The sequence below is a fragment of the Bacillus seohaeanensis genome, assembly GCF_042684945.1.
Lineage (GTDB): Bacteria > Bacillota > Bacilli > Bacillales > Bacillaceae_B > Rossellomorea > Rossellomorea seohaeanensis.
On record NZ_JBHUMF010000030.1, the window covers coordinates 324361 to 342609 of the forward strand.

At 36.5% G+C, this 18249-nt stretch carries 19 protein-coding genes and 1 pseudogene; 9 read left to right on the top strand and 11 right to left on the bottom strand.

Features of this window, described 5'->3' with window-relative positions:
* Positions 1 to 9: 9 nt before the first annotated feature.
* A complete protein-coding gene (ytkD, locus tag ACFSUL_RS13070) occupies positions 10 to 480 on the bottom strand; it encodes an RNA deprotection pyrophosphohydrolase (protein WP_377936086.1) in 471 nt (156 codons plus the stop codon).
* Positions 481 to 637: 157 nt separating this feature from the next.
* Here ytkD and ACFSUL_RS13075 point away from each other — a divergent pair, with 157 nt between their 5' ends.
* Entirely contained in the window at positions 638 to 1522 is an 885-nt protein-coding gene (locus ACFSUL_RS13075) for a DUF6612 family protein (RefSeq protein WP_377936088.1), read from the top strand.
* A gap of 230 nt (positions 1523 to 1752) precedes the next feature.
* On the opposite strand, the gene ACFSUL_RS13080 is transcribed toward ACFSUL_RS13075, so the two are convergent.
* A complete protein-coding gene (locus ACFSUL_RS13080; protein WP_377936090.1) occupies positions 1753 to 2109 on the bottom strand; it encodes a hydrolase in 357 nt (118 codons plus the stop codon).
* A 21-nt stretch (positions 2110 to 2130) separates the two neighbouring features.
* Positions 2131 to 2520, bottom strand: coding sequence for a phage holin family protein (locus ACFSUL_RS13085; protein ID WP_377936092.1), 390 nt, complete (start codon positions 2518 to 2520; stop codon positions 2131 to 2133).
* 274 nt (positions 2521 to 2794) lie between these two features.
* On the opposite strand from ACFSUL_RS13085, the gene ACFSUL_RS13090 reads away from it, so the two are divergent.
* Positions 2795 to 3043: a DUF6154 family protein gene (locus ACFSUL_RS13090; protein ID WP_377936094.1), complete on the top strand. Its 249-nt coding sequence runs from the start codon at positions 2795 to 2797 to the stop codon at positions 3041 to 3043.
* Positions 3044 to 3276: 233 nt separating this feature from the next.
* Here ACFSUL_RS13090 and ACFSUL_RS13095 read toward each other — a convergent pair whose 3' ends face one another.
* Positions 3277 to 3459, bottom strand: a complete 183-nt coding sequence (locus ACFSUL_RS13095) for a polyribonucleotide nucleotidyltransferase (RefSeq protein ID WP_071410969.1) — start codon at positions 3457 to 3459, stop codon at positions 3277 to 3279.
* Positions 3460 to 3656: 197 nt separating this feature from the next.
* On the opposite strand from ACFSUL_RS13095, the gene ytzI reads away from it, so the two are divergent.
* Entirely contained in the window at positions 3657 to 3836 is a 180-nt protein-coding gene (gene ytzI / locus ACFSUL_RS13100) for a YtzI protein (protein WP_071410968.1), read from the top strand.
* Between the two features lie 59 nt (positions 3837 to 3895).
* Here the strand turns inward: ytzI and ACFSUL_RS13105 are convergent, their stop codons facing one another.
* Positions 3896 to 4369, bottom strand: a complete 474-nt coding sequence (locus ACFSUL_RS13105) for an S-ribosylhomocysteine lyase (protein WP_377936097.1) — start codon at positions 4367 to 4369, stop codon at positions 3896 to 3898.
* A gap of 158 nt (positions 4370 to 4527) precedes the next feature.
* On the opposite strand from ACFSUL_RS13105, the gene yidD reads away from it, so the two are divergent.
* The 4 genes from yidD to ACFSUL_RS13125 all read left to right on the top strand — a co-directional run bounded on the left by yidD (position 4528) and on the right by ACFSUL_RS13125 (position 8865).
* Positions 4528 to 4773 carry a membrane protein insertion efficiency factor YidD gene (gene yidD / locus ACFSUL_RS13110; protein WP_377936099.1) on the top strand — a complete coding sequence of 82 codons (246 nt, stop codon included), beginning with the start codon at positions 4528 to 4530 and terminating at the stop codon, positions 4771 to 4773.
* A gap of 567 nt (positions 4774 to 5340) precedes the next feature.
* Entirely contained in the window at positions 5341 to 6306 is a 966-nt protein-coding gene (locus ACFSUL_RS13115) for a metal ABC transporter solute-binding protein, Zn/Mn family (RefSeq protein ID WP_377936101.1), read from the top strand.
* 145 nt (positions 6307 to 6451) lie between these two features.
* Positions 6452 to 7804, top strand: coding sequence for a cytochrome ubiquinol oxidase subunit I (locus tag ACFSUL_RS13120; protein ID WP_377936103.1), 1353 nt, complete (start codon positions 6452 to 6454; stop codon positions 7802 to 7804).
* Positions 7805 to 7836: 32 nt separating this feature from the next.
* Positions 7837 to 8865, top strand: a complete 1029-nt coding sequence (locus ACFSUL_RS13125) for a cytochrome d ubiquinol oxidase subunit II (protein WP_071410963.1) — start codon at positions 7837 to 7839, stop codon at positions 8863 to 8865.
* A gap of 120 nt (positions 8866 to 8985) precedes the next feature.
* Here ACFSUL_RS13125 and menC read toward each other — a convergent pair whose 3' ends face one another.
* The 6 genes from menC to ACFSUL_RS13155 form a co-directional block, all read right to left on the bottom strand.
* Positions 8986 to 10092 (bottom strand): o-succinylbenzoate synthase, encoded by a 1107-nt coding sequence (gene menC / locus ACFSUL_RS13130; RefSeq protein ID WP_377936144.1) that lies wholly within the window; start codon positions 10090 to 10092, stop codon positions 8986 to 8988.
* On the bottom strand, positions 10092 to 11591 hold the full coding sequence (locus tag ACFSUL_RS13135; protein WP_377936106.1) for an o-succinylbenzoate--CoA ligase: 1500 nt from the start codon (positions 11589 to 11591) through the stop codon (positions 10092 to 10094). The genes menC and ACFSUL_RS13135 overlap by 1 nt, the downstream gene beginning before the upstream one ends.
* Before the next feature lie 231 nt (positions 11592 to 11822).
* Positions 11823 to 12641, bottom strand: coding sequence for a 1,4-dihydroxy-2-naphthoyl-CoA synthase (gene menB / locus ACFSUL_RS13140; protein WP_071410961.1), 819 nt, complete (start codon positions 12639 to 12641; stop codon positions 11823 to 11825).
* Positions 12642 to 12656: 15 nt separating this feature from the next.
* Positions 12657 to 13469 (bottom strand): 2-succinyl-6-hydroxy-2,4-cyclohexadiene-1-carboxylate synthase, encoded by an 813-nt coding sequence (menH, locus tag ACFSUL_RS13145; protein WP_377936108.1) that lies wholly within the window; start codon positions 13467 to 13469, stop codon positions 12657 to 12659.
* Positions 13466 to 15217 carry a 2-succinyl-5-enolpyruvyl-6-hydroxy-3-cyclohexene-1-carboxylic-acid synthase gene (menD, locus tag ACFSUL_RS13150; protein ID WP_377936110.1) on the bottom strand — a complete coding sequence of 584 codons (1752 nt, stop codon included), beginning with the start codon at positions 15215 to 15217 and terminating at the stop codon, positions 13466 to 13468. Before menD ends, menH begins: the two co-directional genes overlap by 4 nt.
* Positions 15214 to 16620, bottom strand: a complete 1407-nt coding sequence (locus tag ACFSUL_RS13155) for an isochorismate synthase (RefSeq protein WP_377936112.1) — start codon at positions 16618 to 16620, stop codon at positions 15214 to 15216. Before ACFSUL_RS13155 ends, menD begins: the two co-directional genes overlap by 4 nt.
* 302 nt (positions 16621 to 16922) lie before the next feature.
* Here ACFSUL_RS13155 and ACFSUL_RS13160 point away from each other — a divergent pair.
* Positions 16923 to 17157, top strand: a pseudogene (locus tag ACFSUL_RS13160) (1,4-dihydroxy-2-naphthoate polyprenyltransferase); the annotation flags it as partial.
* Positions 17158 to 17342: 185 nt separating this feature from the next.
* Positions 17343 to 18212: a LiaG family protein gene (gene liaG / locus ACFSUL_RS13165; protein ID WP_377936114.1), complete on the top strand. Its 870-nt coding sequence runs from the start codon at positions 17343 to 17345 to the stop codon at positions 18210 to 18212.
* Positions 18213 to 18249: the final 37 nt, after the last annotated feature.

Here is an 18249-nt window from a genome sequence, read left to right on the forward strand (position 1 = left end):
CAATCTATTTTATATAATACCCTCATCCCTCAAATAATTCACTGTCATCGTAACCACATCATCTTTCATAATAAAGCTAAATTTCGGATCATCTTTTATGGAAAGTAAATCCCCTCGCCACAACCGAGGACCATAGGTTTCTAAATAAGAGTCCTTCACTTTTATCTGCCCAATGTCAGCAAAAAAAATGGTTTTAATAAAAGGTGGACTGTCATATACTTTATATTCTCCAATAAACTGAAGTCCGGAAATAACCCCACCTGTTTCTTCAAATGTCTCTCTGATCGCTGCTTCCTCTAATGTTTCCCCTTTTTCGACCTTACCCCCAGGAAACTCTAAACCTCTTTTTTTATGAAAGGTGAAAAGCCACTTCCCTTCATATTGGCTCAAAACAAGAACATGTGCCGATTGTTCTAGGAAGGAATTTTTTTCAAAAGATAATTCAATCTTGAGTCCATTCTGATCAATAAACCGATACATTGCAACACCTCATTCACTTTTCATTATACCGATGAATCCCCTCTTCTTCATCCCTTCCGCTTTCCTAGGTCTTTTTTATCATTTTCCAAAAATTCGAAACTAACAAACCCCATTTAACGTATTATTAGGTGGAAACAAAAATGTGAGGAGTGCTTATATGAAAAAACTATTGTTACCACTAATATCATTCGTATTAGTATTGTTCTTAGCAGCGTGTAATCAAACCGCAGCCCCTGTATCGGATGACTCGAATTCTGGAGAGAAAAAAACAAAAACAGAAGAAAAGAAGGCAGAGCTTACATTAAAAGAAGTGTATGAAAAGTCTGCTAAAGCCACTGAAAATTTGAAGAGCATGCACTCTAGTATGAAAATGAATCAAGAGATGACAATGCCAGGTGAAGAAGGAACTATAGAAATGGAATCTGCCATTGATTCAACTATGGTGATGGAACCACTTGCTATCCATCAAAAAATGGATATGAGCATGGTTGCCGATGGTGCAACAGGGCCAATGGAAAACATGGAAACGGAAAGCTACTTAACCGAAGACGGCTTTTTTATGAAGGATAACATGCAGAATAAGTGGGTAAAAATGCCGAAAGAATACTCTGAACAAATTCTTCAAATGTCTAACGCACAAACAGATCCGTCTCAGCAATTAAAAGATCTTGAACCATTTATGGATGATTTCACATTCGAACAAGATGACAACCACTACATTTTAACGTTAGATGCAGAAGGTGATAAATTTAATGAGCTTCTGGAAAGTACGATGAAAGAAGTAATGCCAGAAATGTTACAAGGACAAGAGGAAATACTACAAAACATGCAATTTGATAAAGTACAATATGAAATTTTTATTAGCAAAGATACCTTCTACACGACAAAGCTTAACTCTGTGATGGATATGACGATGAAAATTGAAGACAATGAAATGAAAACAAAAACAACTTTAGAGAGCGACTTTGATCAATTTAATAAAGTAAATGAAATTAAAGTACCAAAAGAAATAGTAGAAACAGCTGAAGAAATTTCCCTTTAACAAACTACTGATGTAACTAGTAGAAGAGATTGCCAGCAATTTAATTGCTGGCAATCTCTTTTATTTAGGTTGTTTTCTATAAGATTGTGGCTTTTAACAACAGCTGAAAATATAAAGTGGAGCGGAAAGGAACGATTCATTGTCCACAAACAAAAAATCCTACAAAAACAACCTTTGTTTATAACGGAGATAATTTCACTTCTGAATCTATTCTCTCATGTTAGGATGCTCTAATCTAAAATGCCCATTTCATCTATGAATTTTTTCGATTCAGTATCACCAAGATCGTGAATCATTTTATACACTTGTACTAAATTACGATCATAAGCATGGTTCTCCCAATCATGATGATATTCTTTATATGGTACATGAGCACGAAAGAAGTTCTGCCAACTAACGGAATGATTTGAATCAAATATCTCTCTCAATTGAGTTATTTCCTCATCTGTTGCAGAAATTTTAAAATTCCAAGGTGAATCGGTTGAACTTCTGGAGATTTCTCCTGTCGCAACTTCAATATAGTAATCATTTTTTTGTTCTTCCAAGCTTTCCACCTCATTATAATCTTTTCTCTTCTTTTTCCTCATAACGGATACTCTTATACCTGGTTATTTTTTACGTTTATTTTTTAATGCGTCTACTGCTTTGATTAAAAAGTCGGGAACCGGTACACCTGCTCTACTTACATTTTCAATAATGGATAATAATTCATTACAAAGATAAAAAATAATCGTCGCTTCACGAATAAAGTGCTGACTTCCTAGTATAGTATCAATAAGGTGGGAAACAGTGACAAGGGAAAAAATTAACACCTTACGACCGATGCCTCGGAGCCCAACACTGCTAGATAACTTTCCCTCTATTGCGCCTGCAATCAATCCAGTAAAATAATCGATAACAACAGCAATAATTAAGACCATTAAAAGAGTGTCCCATCCTCCAAATAAATACGAAACAAGGGATCCAAGCCCAGCTGCTACTGGTATAATTACTTTCAATTTAGTATTCCTCCTTAAAACCTACAGAAAAGGGTGTAAGATAAAAGGGAACTTCATCCCTCTAAATCTTAAGGTTAGGGACTATTTGTTCATACGGGATAGAAGGACACCTTGGTTAAATTCATGCGGAAGGGGTAAAGACAATTAAATAAAATTTTTACAAAGAGAATTTCGCTGCCCATTATTTGGGATAAGAAGATAGGTTGTCCTACTTATTTATATGCTCCGAATGGTTTGTATGTTCTTAACGAATGATAAGAAAGAGGTGAAAAGCGTGAAATTAATTGAAGAAATTTTTGAATTGTACCGCGGAAGAATTAGAGGAACTGAAGAAGATTTAGATCTCATCGCCCTTACCATATTGGAAGAAACGTCTCGAGAAGACCTTCTAGAGCTAATTCATGAATTAAGTACCGAAGAACTCCAATACTTTTTTAGGCTATACATATTTGAGACATTAAAAGAAAAATGGTCTGGGGAAGAGATAGAACTCTCTGCCTACCAAAATAGAGAATTGCATTAATGAAAAACAAAAGCTAAAGAATGGTTTAAAAAACAAGCTTACCTTTACGTAGGCTCTTCTAATAGAAGTGTTATTCATTTTCTATCGAGCAAATGTCCAAACACCTTGACCAGACTAAAGGCTTGTATAAGACGAGCATCTCCAAAAGGAGTTCTTTGGCTCTTTGAAAGGCTATAGAGCTAGACAATAAAAAGAGGAGTGTTGCCCAGTATAGGCCCCTCTCCTCCTTTTCCCTATCCTTTAATATCCAAACTTTGGCCTTTATATGGATGTGATGCAGCTTGATTCTCTCGAAAATCCTCAAGCATTACCGTTGCTTGTGCCGTTTGTGTTGACATTTGACTACTTAACAAATTCATACTTAAGGTGTGTTGAAGTTCAGCAACTTGCTTTCCCATCATACTAGATATATTCATGAAAACTCCTCCTCCCCCTAAAGGTATCAAAAGTTATTCTATTAATACAGAAAATTAGTTACAAATTGTTGAATAATGATGTTATATAATGTTGCCTTCCTGATATCATGATAAAATAAAAAGAAAAGCTAAAGTAGAAGTAGCACAATATACGCAAACTATATAAATCCATTTCCAGTAGAAAAGGAGGAAAAAGCATGGCCTTAACAATAGTAATGATACTTGCGGTTATTATTTGTATTGTCACTATAGCAGTATCTGTACTCACAACCTCAAAAGCATATACATCTGTTAAACATACAATTGATCCAATTGAAAACAATCCGCACTTAGAGAACAAAAAAACGGAAGAAGACAAAAATAATCATGTAAGCTAAAACAAGGCATAACAAAAGAGAGCAAATCCTGCTCTCTTTTGTTATGCCTAAACATTATATTAAGCAAATACTTGTTTTAATTCTTCTTTGCTTTGACCAAGCCAGAAGCGCATTAATCTCTTTGCTCCTTCTAGGTCATGAAGTTTTGCCTGACCGCATTGCTTTTCATTTGCAGCCGGAATTTCCGTTATTTCTACTGCTTCTTTCATTGTGTTATTTAGCAGATCAATAATTTCTTCTACCGTAGGCTCGCCACTTACAACAAGATAGTAGCCTGTTTGGCATCCCATTGGAGATATGTCAATAATATCAAAATGGTTGTAAGGCTCTGCATACTTACGAATAGTGAAAGCAAGCAAATGTTCAAGCGTATGAATAGTATCTGGTTTCATCGCTTGCTTGTTTGGCTGGCAAAAACGTATATCAAATTTGTTCACAAGACCATCGCTTCCTACCTTATGAACTCCACAATGTCTCACATATGGTGCTTTTACTGCATTATGATCTAATTCAAAGCTTTCTACTGAAGGCATTAAATATCACTCCTATCGAGAATCTATATCTATTATACAATAAATCCCGAGTTTTTTCATCAAATTAATGCGATTATTGAGTATATGAAAAAATTGTTTAATACTCCAGTTTGTTTTACTATAAGGATATTCCTTTGATAAATGGAGGCCTTTACATATTGAAACAACTATTTTTAGCACTTATCAAATTTTATCGTCTAGTTATTTCACCATTAAAGCCACCAACTTGCCGCTTTTATCCCACCTGTTCCGAATATGGATTACAGGCAATTCGAAAATATGGAGCAATTCGCGGTGGATACCTCACAATTAAGCGTATCATGAAATGCCATCCATTTCATCCTGGCGGTATCGATTACGTTCCAGAAAACTGGCCACCTTCCAAACAGAAAAATAAAAAATAACTGGCTTTTTTCATTGATTGTATAATTGTGTGGATTTTGCAAAAAAATGTATATAATTATACAATCAATTTTCATTCTTATATCTTGCTTATTCTCTCATTCGGTAGTAAAATAACTCTTGGCTTTCAAATCGTAATCATTACAATTAACTTATTATTATAGGCTTTTTTCATAAAGATTGTTGCTTTTTAACGAAAAACTAAGTTTAACCTACTGAGTTGATTCTCGCTGCGGGCACTTGACTCCTGTGGGAAGAGAGGGAAGTGGGAGACCCCGCAGGCGAAGCCGATGTCTAGCTCCAGCGGCTAGCTCGCTGTGAAAAAGATAAAATCCCCAAAAGGCAAAAAGCGCCTTTAGGAAATTTTCCTATTTTCTTCACGAGCTGGGCAAGCCGCTTCCGCTTTTCTAGAAGGCCCCCGTTCCTCCCCGAGGAGTCTTGTGCCCGTAGCGGAAATCAACGGGCAAAATTCATAAGTAAAACAACAATCTGTGAGAAAAGAACCTTATTATACTACTCGCAGTTCTACTATAATCGTGAGAGCTCTATTATAAAAAAGGAGTGATTTTTTGAAAATAACCTATAAACTAGCCTTTATTTTTCTAATTTTTTTATTAACAGCTTGTAGTACAAATCCATCTAAACCAAATGAGAATAATGGCAAATTAAACATTTATACTACTGTCTTCCCCTTAAAAGACTTTACTGAAAAAATTGGTGGGGAATACGTTGAAGTAACAAGTGTTTATCCCCCTGGAGCTGATGAGCATTCTTTTGAGCCCTCCCAAAAGGATATGATGGATATGTCCGATTCGGATATCTTTTTTTACATCGGTTTAGGACTTGAAGGCTTTGTGGACCAAGCAAATGAAATTTTGGAAAAAGAAGATGTAAATGTTGTAGCTACGGGAGAAAATATTTCCTTATCGCATGGAGCTGATTCTGAAAAAGATCATGCTGATAATGAAACAGATCATGAAGATCACGCTCATGGGGATGAAGGACATTCGCATGATATAAATCCTCATGTCTGGTTAGACCCAGTCTACAGTAAACAACTGGCGGAATCTATTTATAATACCCTTGCAGAAGAACTGCCTGAGCATAAAAAAGAATTCCAGTCTAATCTTAGCGAATTACAGACACAGCTTGATGAACTCGATACTGAATTTAATACATTAACAAAGAATGTTTCCGGCGATACTATTTATGTTTCCCATGCAGCATACAGCTACTGGGAGGAACGGTACGGAATTAATCAACAAGCAATAGCTGGTCTCAATTCAGCGGACGAACCGTCACAAAAGGAACTAAAGCAAATTATCGATCAGGGAGAAAAAGATAATGTTCAATATATCTTATTCGAACAAAATATTTCGTCCCGTCTAACAGAAGTCGTCCAAAAAGAATTAAATGCAAAAGCACTATATCTTCATAACCTTTCTGTTTTAACAGAAAAGGATGAAAAGAATAATGAGGACTATTTTTCGCTCATGAAACAAAATATTGAAACATTGAGAAAGGCTTTACAATAATCAACGAGGCAATCCTTTTAAAGGGTTGCTTCGTTTTTTTTACCTATGCGTGATGGGAAAGCTTCATTATTTTAATTTCTGCATACTTATTACCATTTTGTGGACAATAAGGAAATGTTAAAGAACGAATGGAGGAATTATGAGAATGGACGATTTGTTAATAGCACGGTCTATGTTTGGTACCACTATGGCATTCCATATTATTTTTGCCACATTAGGTGTTGGAATTCCTTTAATGATACTAGTAGCAGAGATTCTTTATCAAAGGACCAATGACAATGATTATGCAGTAATGGCAAAAAGATGGACAAAGACCTTCGCCGTATTATTGGGAGTCGGAATCCCCACTGGTACAATTGCTGGTGTTCAGCTTTCCCTATTATGGCCAGGGTTTATGGAGGTAATCGGTAGAGTAATGGCATTACCTTTTCAAATTGAGATTTACGCATTTTTTATTGAAGCCCTTTTTATGTCCATTTATGTATACGCAGCTAATAGAATTGCCCCATGGATGAGAATAGTTAGTTTGATTCTCGTTGCAATAGGTGGACTTGCATCAGCTGTTCTGATTACTAATGTACATGCATTTGAAGGAACACCAGCAGGGTTTGAGGTTGTAAATGGCGAGATTGTTAATGTTAATCCATGGGAAGCATTTTTCAACCCTAGCTTTTTAGTTACTGCAACACATGTTGCGTTATCCGCTTATATTGTCGGCTCTTTTGCAATTGCAGCAGTCGCTGCATTCAAGATGTTACGTACCCCCTTTGGGACGAGGGTATATAAGTTTCATCAAAAAGCACTTATGGCCAGTGTCATCGTTGGAGGGATTTTTTCCTTTCTCACTGCTATTAATGGCCATGCTTCCGCACAAATGCTTCATGAATATCAGCCGGAAAAACTAGCTGCGGCAGAAGGGCTTTTCGAAACACAGACACATGCCCCGCTTGCTATAGGAGGTTTTACTAATCGTGAAGAAAAAGAGGTAAAATGGGCAGTTGAAATTCCTTGGGCGTTAAGCTTTCTCGCAGGAAATAGCTTTGATACGGAAGTCAAGGGGCTTGATGACTTTCCCGAAGAATATTGGCCTCCATTATTTATACATACACTCTTCAATGGAATGGTCGCTATTGGAAGCCTACTTATTCTTCTTGCTCTTATCGCCGTTGCTTGGAAAAAAATATTGAAAAAAGATACATTTCCTAAGTGGATGATGTGGAGTTTTGTAGCTAGTGGTCCACTGGCTGTGTTGGGGATTGAATTTGGTTGGATATTTGCTTGTACAGGAAGACAACCATGGACGATTTATCGAATATTAAGTACGGAAGACTCTGTAACGTCATCCGGAAACCTTGGCACTTTATTCACTCTCTTTGTCGCCGTTTATATCATCTTAGCAATCGCAGTTGTTCTCGTATTACTTTATTACTTCAAGAGAAATACAGTGGAAAATGACCTCAATAAATCTGAAAATAAAAATGTTCCATTATCAACATAAGTTATAATTTTTTTACTACGGAGGTAATATCATTGACTCAAGCACTTATTGCCATTTCGATACTATGGGGGTTTGTGTTCATCTATGCAATTATGGCCACAATGGATTTTGGTGCAGGCTTTTGGTCTATGCTCTATATTAATAAGGAAAGGACAAGAGCAACCAATATCGCAAATCGTTACTTATCACCTACATGGGAAGTAACCAATACCTTTATCGTAGCCCTTGTTGTTGCTGTGTACAGTCTTTTTCCAGGAGCCGCTTATTCTTTAGGAACAGTGCTATTAGTTCCCGGTAGCATGATATTACTACTGCTCGCGATTCGAAGTGCATTTCTTGTGTTTTCTCATGTGGCAGATGACTATAGAAAGATATTAACATATGTTTCTGGAATTACTGGCTTAATTATCCCGGGCTTACTCATTAGTGTATTGCCGATTTCACATGGTGAATATGTAGACTTTACAGATGGACAGACTCTTCAACTTGGCAAACTTTTTACTAGTCCTAATGCATATGCATTTATTGGATTTGCTATTACAAGTACCCTTTTTCTTTCTTCTCTACTGCTAGCTGATTATGCAAAAACGTCCAAAGAGCTAAGTGCTTACACGGTTTATCGCAGGGATGCTATGATAATTGGACCATTTGTAATTATTATGGCATTATTCCTTATGGTGACACTCCGGACAGAGGCGCGCTGGATTTACAATAATATGATGGATGACTTGCCTCTTCTTCTAATCTCTCTTATTGGATTTCTAGTTGCGGGTATAGCATTATTTTTTCCAACAGATCAAGATGGTATAAAAGGGCACCCTCGTGTAGCAGTAATTGCAATTACACTTCAATATATGCTTGCAAGCTTTACATATGGAAAAGCTCATTTACCATATATTATTTATCCTGCTGTAACAATACAAACTGGTTTTACTGATCCAAATTCGTTTAAAGCAGTATTTATAACCTATATTGTCGGATTTTTGATATTATTTCCAGGCTTTTTCTACTTCTGGAGATTGTTTATGAATGATAAACAATATTTACGGCAAAAATCTTGAATGCTTCGACCCATATTGAATAATTTCCGAATTTAAATCGATTCCCCAGAATTCGTAATTAGTTTTATATTCGTGGATTAAGTAAAGAGCTGAACATAATTACCTGTTCAGCTCTTTGTTTTACGCATTGTATTCCTTCCTACTTTTCGTCACTTCCATCATTCTTTTCCAGTTAATAGTAACACCAATGCCTGGACTATTTATTCTTTTTATCTTACCATTTTTAACCGTAATTTCCGGTTCAATTATATCTTCTTCCCAATACCGTGTAGAAGAAACAATATCACCTGGAAAGGAGAAACCACTAAGTGTTGCCAAGGCAATATTATGAGCACGAGAAACACCAAACTCAATCATTCCACCACACCAGACACCGATATTGTTTTGTTGGCACAATTTATAGATGTCAAGTGCATTAGAATAGCCTCCAACGCGAGCAAGCTTAATATTAACCATTTTGCAACTTTGCAGATGTATTGCATTTTTCATTTCCATTGGGCTTGTAATACTTTCATCTAAACAAATTGGCGTTTGAAGTTCTTTTTGTAATATAGCATGTTCCACGATATCGTCAACAGCAAGTGGTTGTTCAATCATCTCAAGTTTTAGTTCATCAAGCTTTTTTAATTCTTCCTTATCTTGCAGGCTGTATGCTGAATTAGCATCAGCCATTATCATTAAATGGGGAAATTTTTTTCTTAAACTCTGTAAAATTCCATAATCATGTTTAGGAGAAATTTTCACTTTTATTCTAGTATATCCTTCTTGAACAAGATCTTCTGTCTGCCTAATCATCAATTCCATTGAAGAAGCACTGACAACAGCACCGGATAATACCTCTTGTCTTGATCCACCGATAATTTGCCATAATGGCTTATTTTGTTGTTTGGCAAATAAATCCCAAATGGCCATTTCAAGTGAAGCCTTTGCCATTTGATTTCTTCTAACGCTATTAAAAAGTGTAATAATTTCTTTGGGGTGTTTTATTTCTTTTGAAAAAACAAGTGGGATAAGGATTTCTTCAAGCATGTGCAGACAGGTTTTTACTGTTTCCTCTGTGTACCAAGGTGTAGTGAAAGCTACAACTTCTCCATAGCCGCTCATTCCATTCCCATCGATAACTTCAATGATAATCCCATCCCGTATATCAACTGTCCCAAGATGTGTGGAAAAGGCGTTTTTAAGCGGCATTTGGACGATGTGTAAGACAACTTTTTGTATGTCCATCATTCTTGATTCAATTCCTTTTTCCACCAATCTTTTAGTACTCTTCTTAATAATTTATTAGAGGCATTTCGTGGAAGCTCATCAACAAAAATAAATTTCTTCGGTGTTTTATAAGAAGCTAAGTGTTGCCTGCAATGGAGAAGTAGCTCTTCTTCTGAAACATTTTTTTGTTTTGTAACGACAAATGCGCAAGGAACCTCTCCCCACTTAGAAGAAGGAATTCCTACAACACCTACATCCATTACTGTTGGATAACTTAGTAATGTTTCTTCTATTTGTGCGGGGTAAACATTCTCCCCTCCTGAAATAATTAGGTCAGAACGCCTATCAAGCATAAATAAAAAACCTTCCTCGTCTACATAACCAATATCCCCAGTTTGAAACCACTCTCCAACAAAGCTATTCTCATTTGCTTCCTCCCTCTTATAGTATCCTTTTGTGACATTGGGACCTTTCACATAGATTTCTCCCTCTTCATACGGTAAGGCTCTTTTATTATTTTTCATTATCTTAATTTCTGCAGGGAATAAGGGTTTTCCGGCAGATCCTAATTTTGAAATACTATATTCAGGCGAAAGTGTAACAATTTGAGAGGAAGTTTCCGTCATCCCATATGTTTGAAAAACGGGAATGTTTCGCTCCTTGCACGTTTCAAGTAATGGTAATGGCGCTGGTCCCCCACCTAAAAGCATACAGCGGAAATTTTCATGGTATGAATCACCAGCTCTTAGTTCATTCATCATACGATTTAGCATATTTGTGACAACCGACATAATTGTCACCTTTCCCTGTTTCAATTCATAATTGATTTCACTCACATCAAAACTTTCATATAACCTCACTGGCATTCCGTAAATAACACTTTTCATCAAAATGGAGTAACCACTAATGTGAAAAAGAGGGACAGCGCATAACCACATATCCTTTTCATGAAGCCCAAGATTCAAGGAAGAACCGATAGCACTCCACCAATGGTTTCCATAGGTTTGTAATACCCCTTTTGGTTTTCCTGTTGTACCCGAGGTATACATGACAGAGCACACTTTTTCAAATGAAAAAGTTTCAATTTGTTCAAAAGGAGTTTCGTTAAATGTTTGCAGCGTTGAAATGGAAAGCATATTTACATTGGAATTCCATGACGCTAATTCGTTTATTTTCCCTTGAAATGACTCATCATATATAACCATCTTAAGCCCCATATCATTCAGTTGGAAATCTAATTCTTTTGCGCTCAATTTATTGTTTAAAAGTACTGCTGATATTCCAAGTTGTTGTAAAGCATGAATGAGCAGTACTGATTGTTCGGTGTTTTTAATGAGTAAGCCCATACACCAGCTTTCTGCGTGTAGTGTAGCAGTTTTGATCTTTCCTGCTATTGATTTCGTCCGCTCCCATAACTCTTGGAAAGTATACTGTTTTATCGAACTGATTAATGCAATTCGATTCGGTGTAAGAAAAGCTCGCTGTTTTAACCAGTTAGGTGTACTTCCATTTTCCATCCTTTAAGCTCCATTCCTGTCATTGTTATTTTTTGGCTCTTTTCTCATAGATTATTGTTTTCACTTATACATTCTGCCCGTTGATTTCCGTTAAAAACAATAAGCTTTACGGAAAATAGCCTATTTTTCAGTAGCATACTTACTAAAAATAGATCGATTTCGTAAAAGTTACTACCCATTAAGTAAAAAAAGCTTGATGGTGTTTGTCGAGTACCATCAAGCTTTAGACTATTAAGGGAAACGAGGAAATTGACCGAAGTCTGGTTTACGTTTTTCTTTAAAAGAATCACGACCCTCTTTCGCTTCATCTGTTGTATAATAAAGTAGTGTAGCATCCCCAGCAAGTTGTTGAAGACCTGCAAGTCCATCTGTATCAGCGTTAAACGATGCTTTCAAGAAACGCAGTGCTGTCGGACTCTTCTCTAACATTTCTTCTGCCCATTGAACTGTCTCCGCTTCTAATTGCTCATAAGGAACAACGGTATTAACAAGTCCCATTTCTAATGCTTCTTGTGCATTGTATTGGCGGCATAGGTACCAAATTTCTTTTGCTTTTTTATGTCCGATAATACGAGCTAAGTAGCCTGCACCATAACCAGCGTCAAAGCTTCCAACTTTAGGACCCGTTTGTCCAAAGATTGCATTGTCTGCAGCAATAGTTAAGTCACACACAACGTGAAGAACATGTCCTCCACCAATAGCATACCCTGCAACCATCGCAATAACTGGTTTTGGGATAACACGGATTAATCGTTGTAAATCAAGTACGTTTAGACGAGGAATCTCATCTTCTCCTACATATCCACCATGTCCACGTACACTTTGGTCTCCACCAGAACAGAATGCTTTTTCGCCAGCACCCGTTAAAATGATTACCCCAACACTCGAATCGTCACGTGCATAAGCAAAAGCGTCAATTAGTTCCATAACCGTTCTTGGAGTAAAAGCATTTCTTACTTCAGGACGATTAATCGTAATTTTAGCAATCCCATTATATGTTTCATACAGAATATCTTCATAATTTCTTCCTGATACCCATTCAATAGCCATATGTAATTGCCTCCTCTATGAGTTTTTCAAGATCTCCTCTACCATTGTACCAAATTTTCGCGGTTCTTCCACATGAATTGTATGTCCTACGTGAGGAAAAGTCAAAATTTCAACTTTCTCATTCACTTTTTTCATTTCATTTGCGATAGAAACAAATTTAGTATCCTCTTCCCCTACTAATACATGTATTGATATATCTAGTTGTTTAAATTCCTCCCACCAGGAAGGCTGCTCTCCTGTTCCCATCCCTGCTAAACTAGCAGAAAGTCCTTTAGGATTTTGGCTTAGCCGCTGATCTCTAATTGACTTTTGAACAGATAGCGGCAGTCTTTTTTGAGAAGAAAATAGTGGAATGCTTTCCCAATATTCTACGAATGAGGAAAGCCCCTCCTTTACAATCATGTCTGATAGTGTTTTATCCTTTTCACGTCTCTCTATTCTTTCTGCTTCGGTGCGCAAGCCGGGTGTAGAGCTTTCCAATATTAGTTTATCAATATAACTAGGAAACAAGATAGCGAATGTTAATGCGAGACGCCCTCCCATCGAATACCCTAGAATGGAAACGGAATGAACATCAAGCTCATGTAAAATATATTTGAGATCTTCTGCAACCTTCTCAATAGCATAACGCGTCGAATCAACAGGTGCATCAGACTTTCCATGGCCGATAATATCAACACTAATACATTTGAAATTTTGTTGTAGCTTAGAAGTAATTGCCTCCCATGTCGTACTATCTCCCGTAAATCCATGCAAAAATAACACCGGTGGTCCTTCTCCCGTTACTTCTACAAAATAATTAACATTATTAGCTGTTATGATCATCATTCGTCACCATTTAGTATTTCGATAATTTCCTGGGAAACAGAATTCCACAGTTTTCGATGATTTACAGCATTTACTTCACGATCCGTCATCACTTCTACAATCTTCAACCCTGTTACTTGACGTCCTTCTTCTAAACAAATTTGAAGTTCATCCATACTTGTAACCTTTGAATACTTCGCTCCGTACAGGTTAGCCGCATGAGCAAAATCTAAATCCATCGGTGTCCCAAACAATAATTCAAAATAGGTTTCTTCTGAAGATTGCGGGAGATAGGAGAATATTCCACCACCGTTATTATTTAATACAAAGATAGTTAAATCTAAGCTATATTTTTTCCCTACAAGCAGACCGTTTAAATCATGGAAAAACGCCAAATCCCCTATTACCAAATAGGAAGGCTTTGTAACAGTACTCATTCCTAATGCAGTCGACACAACACCATCGATTCCATTTACTCCTCTGTTTGCCATAATAGAAACCTGTTGCTGATTGTTATGAAAATATGTATCAATATCCCTAATTGGCATACTATTGCTAACGAACACAGAGGAATTCTCAGGTAGTGTTTGAAGAAAGTAACGGACTGCATTCCCTTCATCTAACTCATATTCTGTCTTCTCCATATGCTTTCTAGTTTGATCATTGATAAGCTTCCATTTTTCTATCCATGTACTATCTTTATTGTCACTTTCTTTCGGAAAGGCCTGACAAAAAGCACTTTCATCACAGTAAATCATTTCAGTAACTTGGGCATTAGGATCAAGCCAGTCCTCATCAGGTGTAACAATCCAGTAGTCCGTTTCGTGAAGATCTTTCATATATAAGGTTAATGCTTTCGATACCGGCATTGCTCCGAAACGGATAATAATATCTGGTTGAAGCTCTGTCTTTACTTCTTCTATCCTCAAAAAAGTATCATAAGTATCAATAATATTCTTCTGATCGTGGCTTCCACTTCGCATCTGTGATAACGGATCTGCAATAATTGGAAATCCCCACTGACCACCTAACGTAACAATTTCCGAAATCGCCTCGGGATTTATATTTGGACCGCAAACAATTAAGCCTTTTTTCTTTTTGCTCAAAACAGCTTGCAATGAGGCAGTCGCTGTAAAAGGAAGCTCTTTCTTTCCATGTTTAACATCTTTTTGCATTGATTTAGAACCATTACTAGATTTTGAAAACAGATCATCAGTAAGATTAGGGATAAGTGGTTCGCGGAAAGGAAAATTAAAATGTACTGGTCCCTTCGGATTTCCAGTCGCAATACCTATACCGCGTGCCGCTGCCGATTTTACGTAGCGAAGAAGGCTTGGACTACTTTCAGGCAAAGCCATATCCACAGACCATTTGACATGTTTCCCATATAAATTAATCTGATCTATTGCCTGTGGTGCTCCTACTTCTCTTAATTCATGAGGTCTATCTGCTGTTAAAACGATTAGTGGAACTTTTGAGTACTTCGCTTCTATTATAGCTGGATAGTAATTAGCTGCTGCCGTACCTGACGTACAAAGCAATGCAACAGGCTTTCTTTTTGTTTTTGCTATTCCCAATGCAAAAAAAGCAGCAGACCTTTCATCCACATTAATATAAACATTTATTTTAGGATGATGGGCAAATAATAACGCCAAAGGAGTAGAACGAGAGCCAGGGCTAATGACAACTTCGTCTACTCCACTTCCTGCTAACTCTTCTATAAACGCAGCTAAATAAGCTGTTATTTCCTTTTGATAATCAGACATCATTTTGTATTGCCCCCTATTGCTCTTATCATCGGTCTAAATTTCATTTCCGTTTCTAGAAATTCACTTTCAGGTTCTGAATCTGCTACAATTCCACAGCCTGCGTATAAATAAGCATAATTTTTATTAATTAATCCTGAGCGTATTGCAACGGCAAATTCCCCGTTCCCATAAGAATCTAGCCATCCTATCGGAGCAGCATAGAATCCTCTGTCCATTCCTTCTTCTTTACGAATTGTTTCCATTGCCTTTTCTCGTGGAACACCTCCAAGAGCAGGTGTAGGGTGCATTCTTTCTATTATTTCAAGAAGCGAGGCATGCTTTGATGCTTTACCGATAACAGGGGTATACAGGTGTTGAATGTCCTTCATTTTCATCAATTTAGGCGTTTTGGGCATTTCAATTTCGTGGCAATAAGGTGCTAAAGCCTCCTGGATTTTCTCCACTACAAGATGATGTTCATAGCGATTTTTTTGATCAGATAGTAACGAAAGACCAAGCTTTTCGTCTTCCTCTAAACTGCTTCCTCTTGCAATAGAACCTGCCAAACAAGTTGACAGTATATTTTCTCCACTTTTTCTAACCAATCTTTCAGGTGTTGCACCAATAAAACAACTATTTTCAATGTTTAATGAAAAGATAAAACTATCTGTCTGTTGCGTCCAAAGATTATCAACCACATAGTCTATGGAGACATCTTCTTGGAAAGTCATTTCACATTTTCGTGCAAGTACTACCTTTTCCATTTCACCTTTTTTCAATTGGGAAACAACATTTGAAACAGACTGCTTCCAACCTACTGGATTCACATCTTTACTGGAATGAAGCTCAGGTTTTCTAAAGGTAATATTCTTTCTTAACTGTCCGAAAATTTCCTGTTTTTCCTTTTCAAGCGAAGAGAGAGAGCTTTGTTCTCCTTGTGACGAACAAACAACATTTATTGTAAAATAACACTTTTTACCAACCTTTGTTACCATAAACTTCGGAAGGCGGAATGTGCCATGGGAAAAAGCCTCCCATTCTTCTCCTTTATTATTTAGTGGATCAAAAGTGAATCCTCCAAATAATAATGGCCCTGTTCCTTCCCATTTTTCTGCCGAATAAATGACTGCTTCGTCTGTTAAACGCTTCCATTCTTTTTCAACATGCGAAAAACAATCATGCTCCCTATTGCTTTTTAAACTATACGCAACGCCTAAACTCGCTATAACCGTTGAATCATCTCGGTCTTTCCATAAAAATCTTTCCCCACCATACAAAGAATGACCAATATGAAAAAATGCTAACGGGTCTATATTTTCAATTTCTTCTACTATACTAAGAAGAACCATATGATTTAATTTTTTCGCCTTTCGTTTGGCTGTATCAAATGCTTTTTCTGTTTTGGTTTTATGAATCGTAACCAATGGAATTCCCCCAAATAATCACATAGCAATTTACAAACTTATTTTAAGATACACCTGTAAAATAAGCCTGTCAACGCAGATAAAATATTAATACTCCACTTCTATCCTTATTATATAATAACCCGTTTTTTCTCATTTGAGAAACAAAGCAACTTAGATTGAAAAGTTCCACCTTCATAAGGTTGTGAAAAAGGATTGATACTTTTCCCCATTATTTAAACTTTAATTTGGAAAGGAAATGTCTATTTCTGACGGCTAGTCCTTCGAGTCATAAGCACTCCTCTTCAAAATAAAAAAGTGCCGAATACTATGACTACGTAAAGGGATTAGATAATGAGCAATATGTTGGTATCAGTGGCGTTATCGTCCGAAACAGAGTCAAACCATCAACGGTATATTGTAGGTATAGTTTGTATGGCAGTAGACTATTTTTATACTGGTAGACCTTTACCAATCACTTACACGCCATTCGGTGAAACAGTTTCCAGTTTATTTATAGGCGTCGTTATTATTTTAATCCCTTTTTATACGCAAACAAGATTTTTAAATGAAAAGACACTTTAATATTTATCCCCATCTTTGTTTTGCTTGCCCCCTTTCTTATTTTTTATTTACATCCTAGATCAACTCAGCCTCCAGACTTAGTAAAAATTAAATCTAAAGAACATTGTTGATTATCCCTATTTTAATTATGATTAAAAAAAATTAAGAAGGAAGTAGGAATGAAAATGAAAAACTCACTATTTATATTATTATTTATTGTTATCGGTCTAGGGATCATTTTCTATAATTCAAATCTATTCTCTTGGTTTTCCTTTGGTGACCATGACAACCAGGCATCTGTAAATAAAAATACGGAACTAATTGAAATTGATGTATCGAGTGTAAAGGCAAAAATTATTCCTGAAGATCGGAACGACTTAGAAGCTACATTAGATGGCAAGGGGAAACTAATCGTAAAAGAAAATCGAGATAGCATTGAGGTAAAAGTGAAGAAAAAGTGGTTTCAATGGTTTTCATTCAATAATAAATCGCAACTTACTATTTATATTCCCGAGGACTATGAAAGAGACATGGAAATTGAGCTAGGATCAGGCAACCTAGAATTCTCTGGTAAATCCCAAAACACCCCATTTAAATTAAATGAATTGTCAGTAGAAATTGGATCTGGAAAAGCAAACCTTAAAAATATTACTGCAAAACAGTTTGATCAAGAAGTTTCTTCAGGAGATATCAACATAGATAGTTTAATAACAACAGATGGAACAATTGACGTAAGCTCAGGGGATATAAAAATCAGTCGTTACACAGGACCATTAAAAGCAAAAGTATCCTCTGGTTTTTTAAAAGTTCAAATGGATGAATTATCCGATCCAATTCAAATAGATGTCAGCTCTGGTTCCGCCAAACTCGACTTGCCATCAAATGCAGATTTTCATTTAAAAGGTAAGGTAAGTAGCGGCGATATTAACTGTAACTTCCCACTAATTACAAAAAAGGTTAGCGGAAATAAATCAATTGAAGGTACACATGGCTCAGGTAAAAACAGGATAGACCTTGATTTATCTAGTGGATACATTGATATATATTAATAATAACAGCGGCGGTATTTTGAATGACCCTAACAAG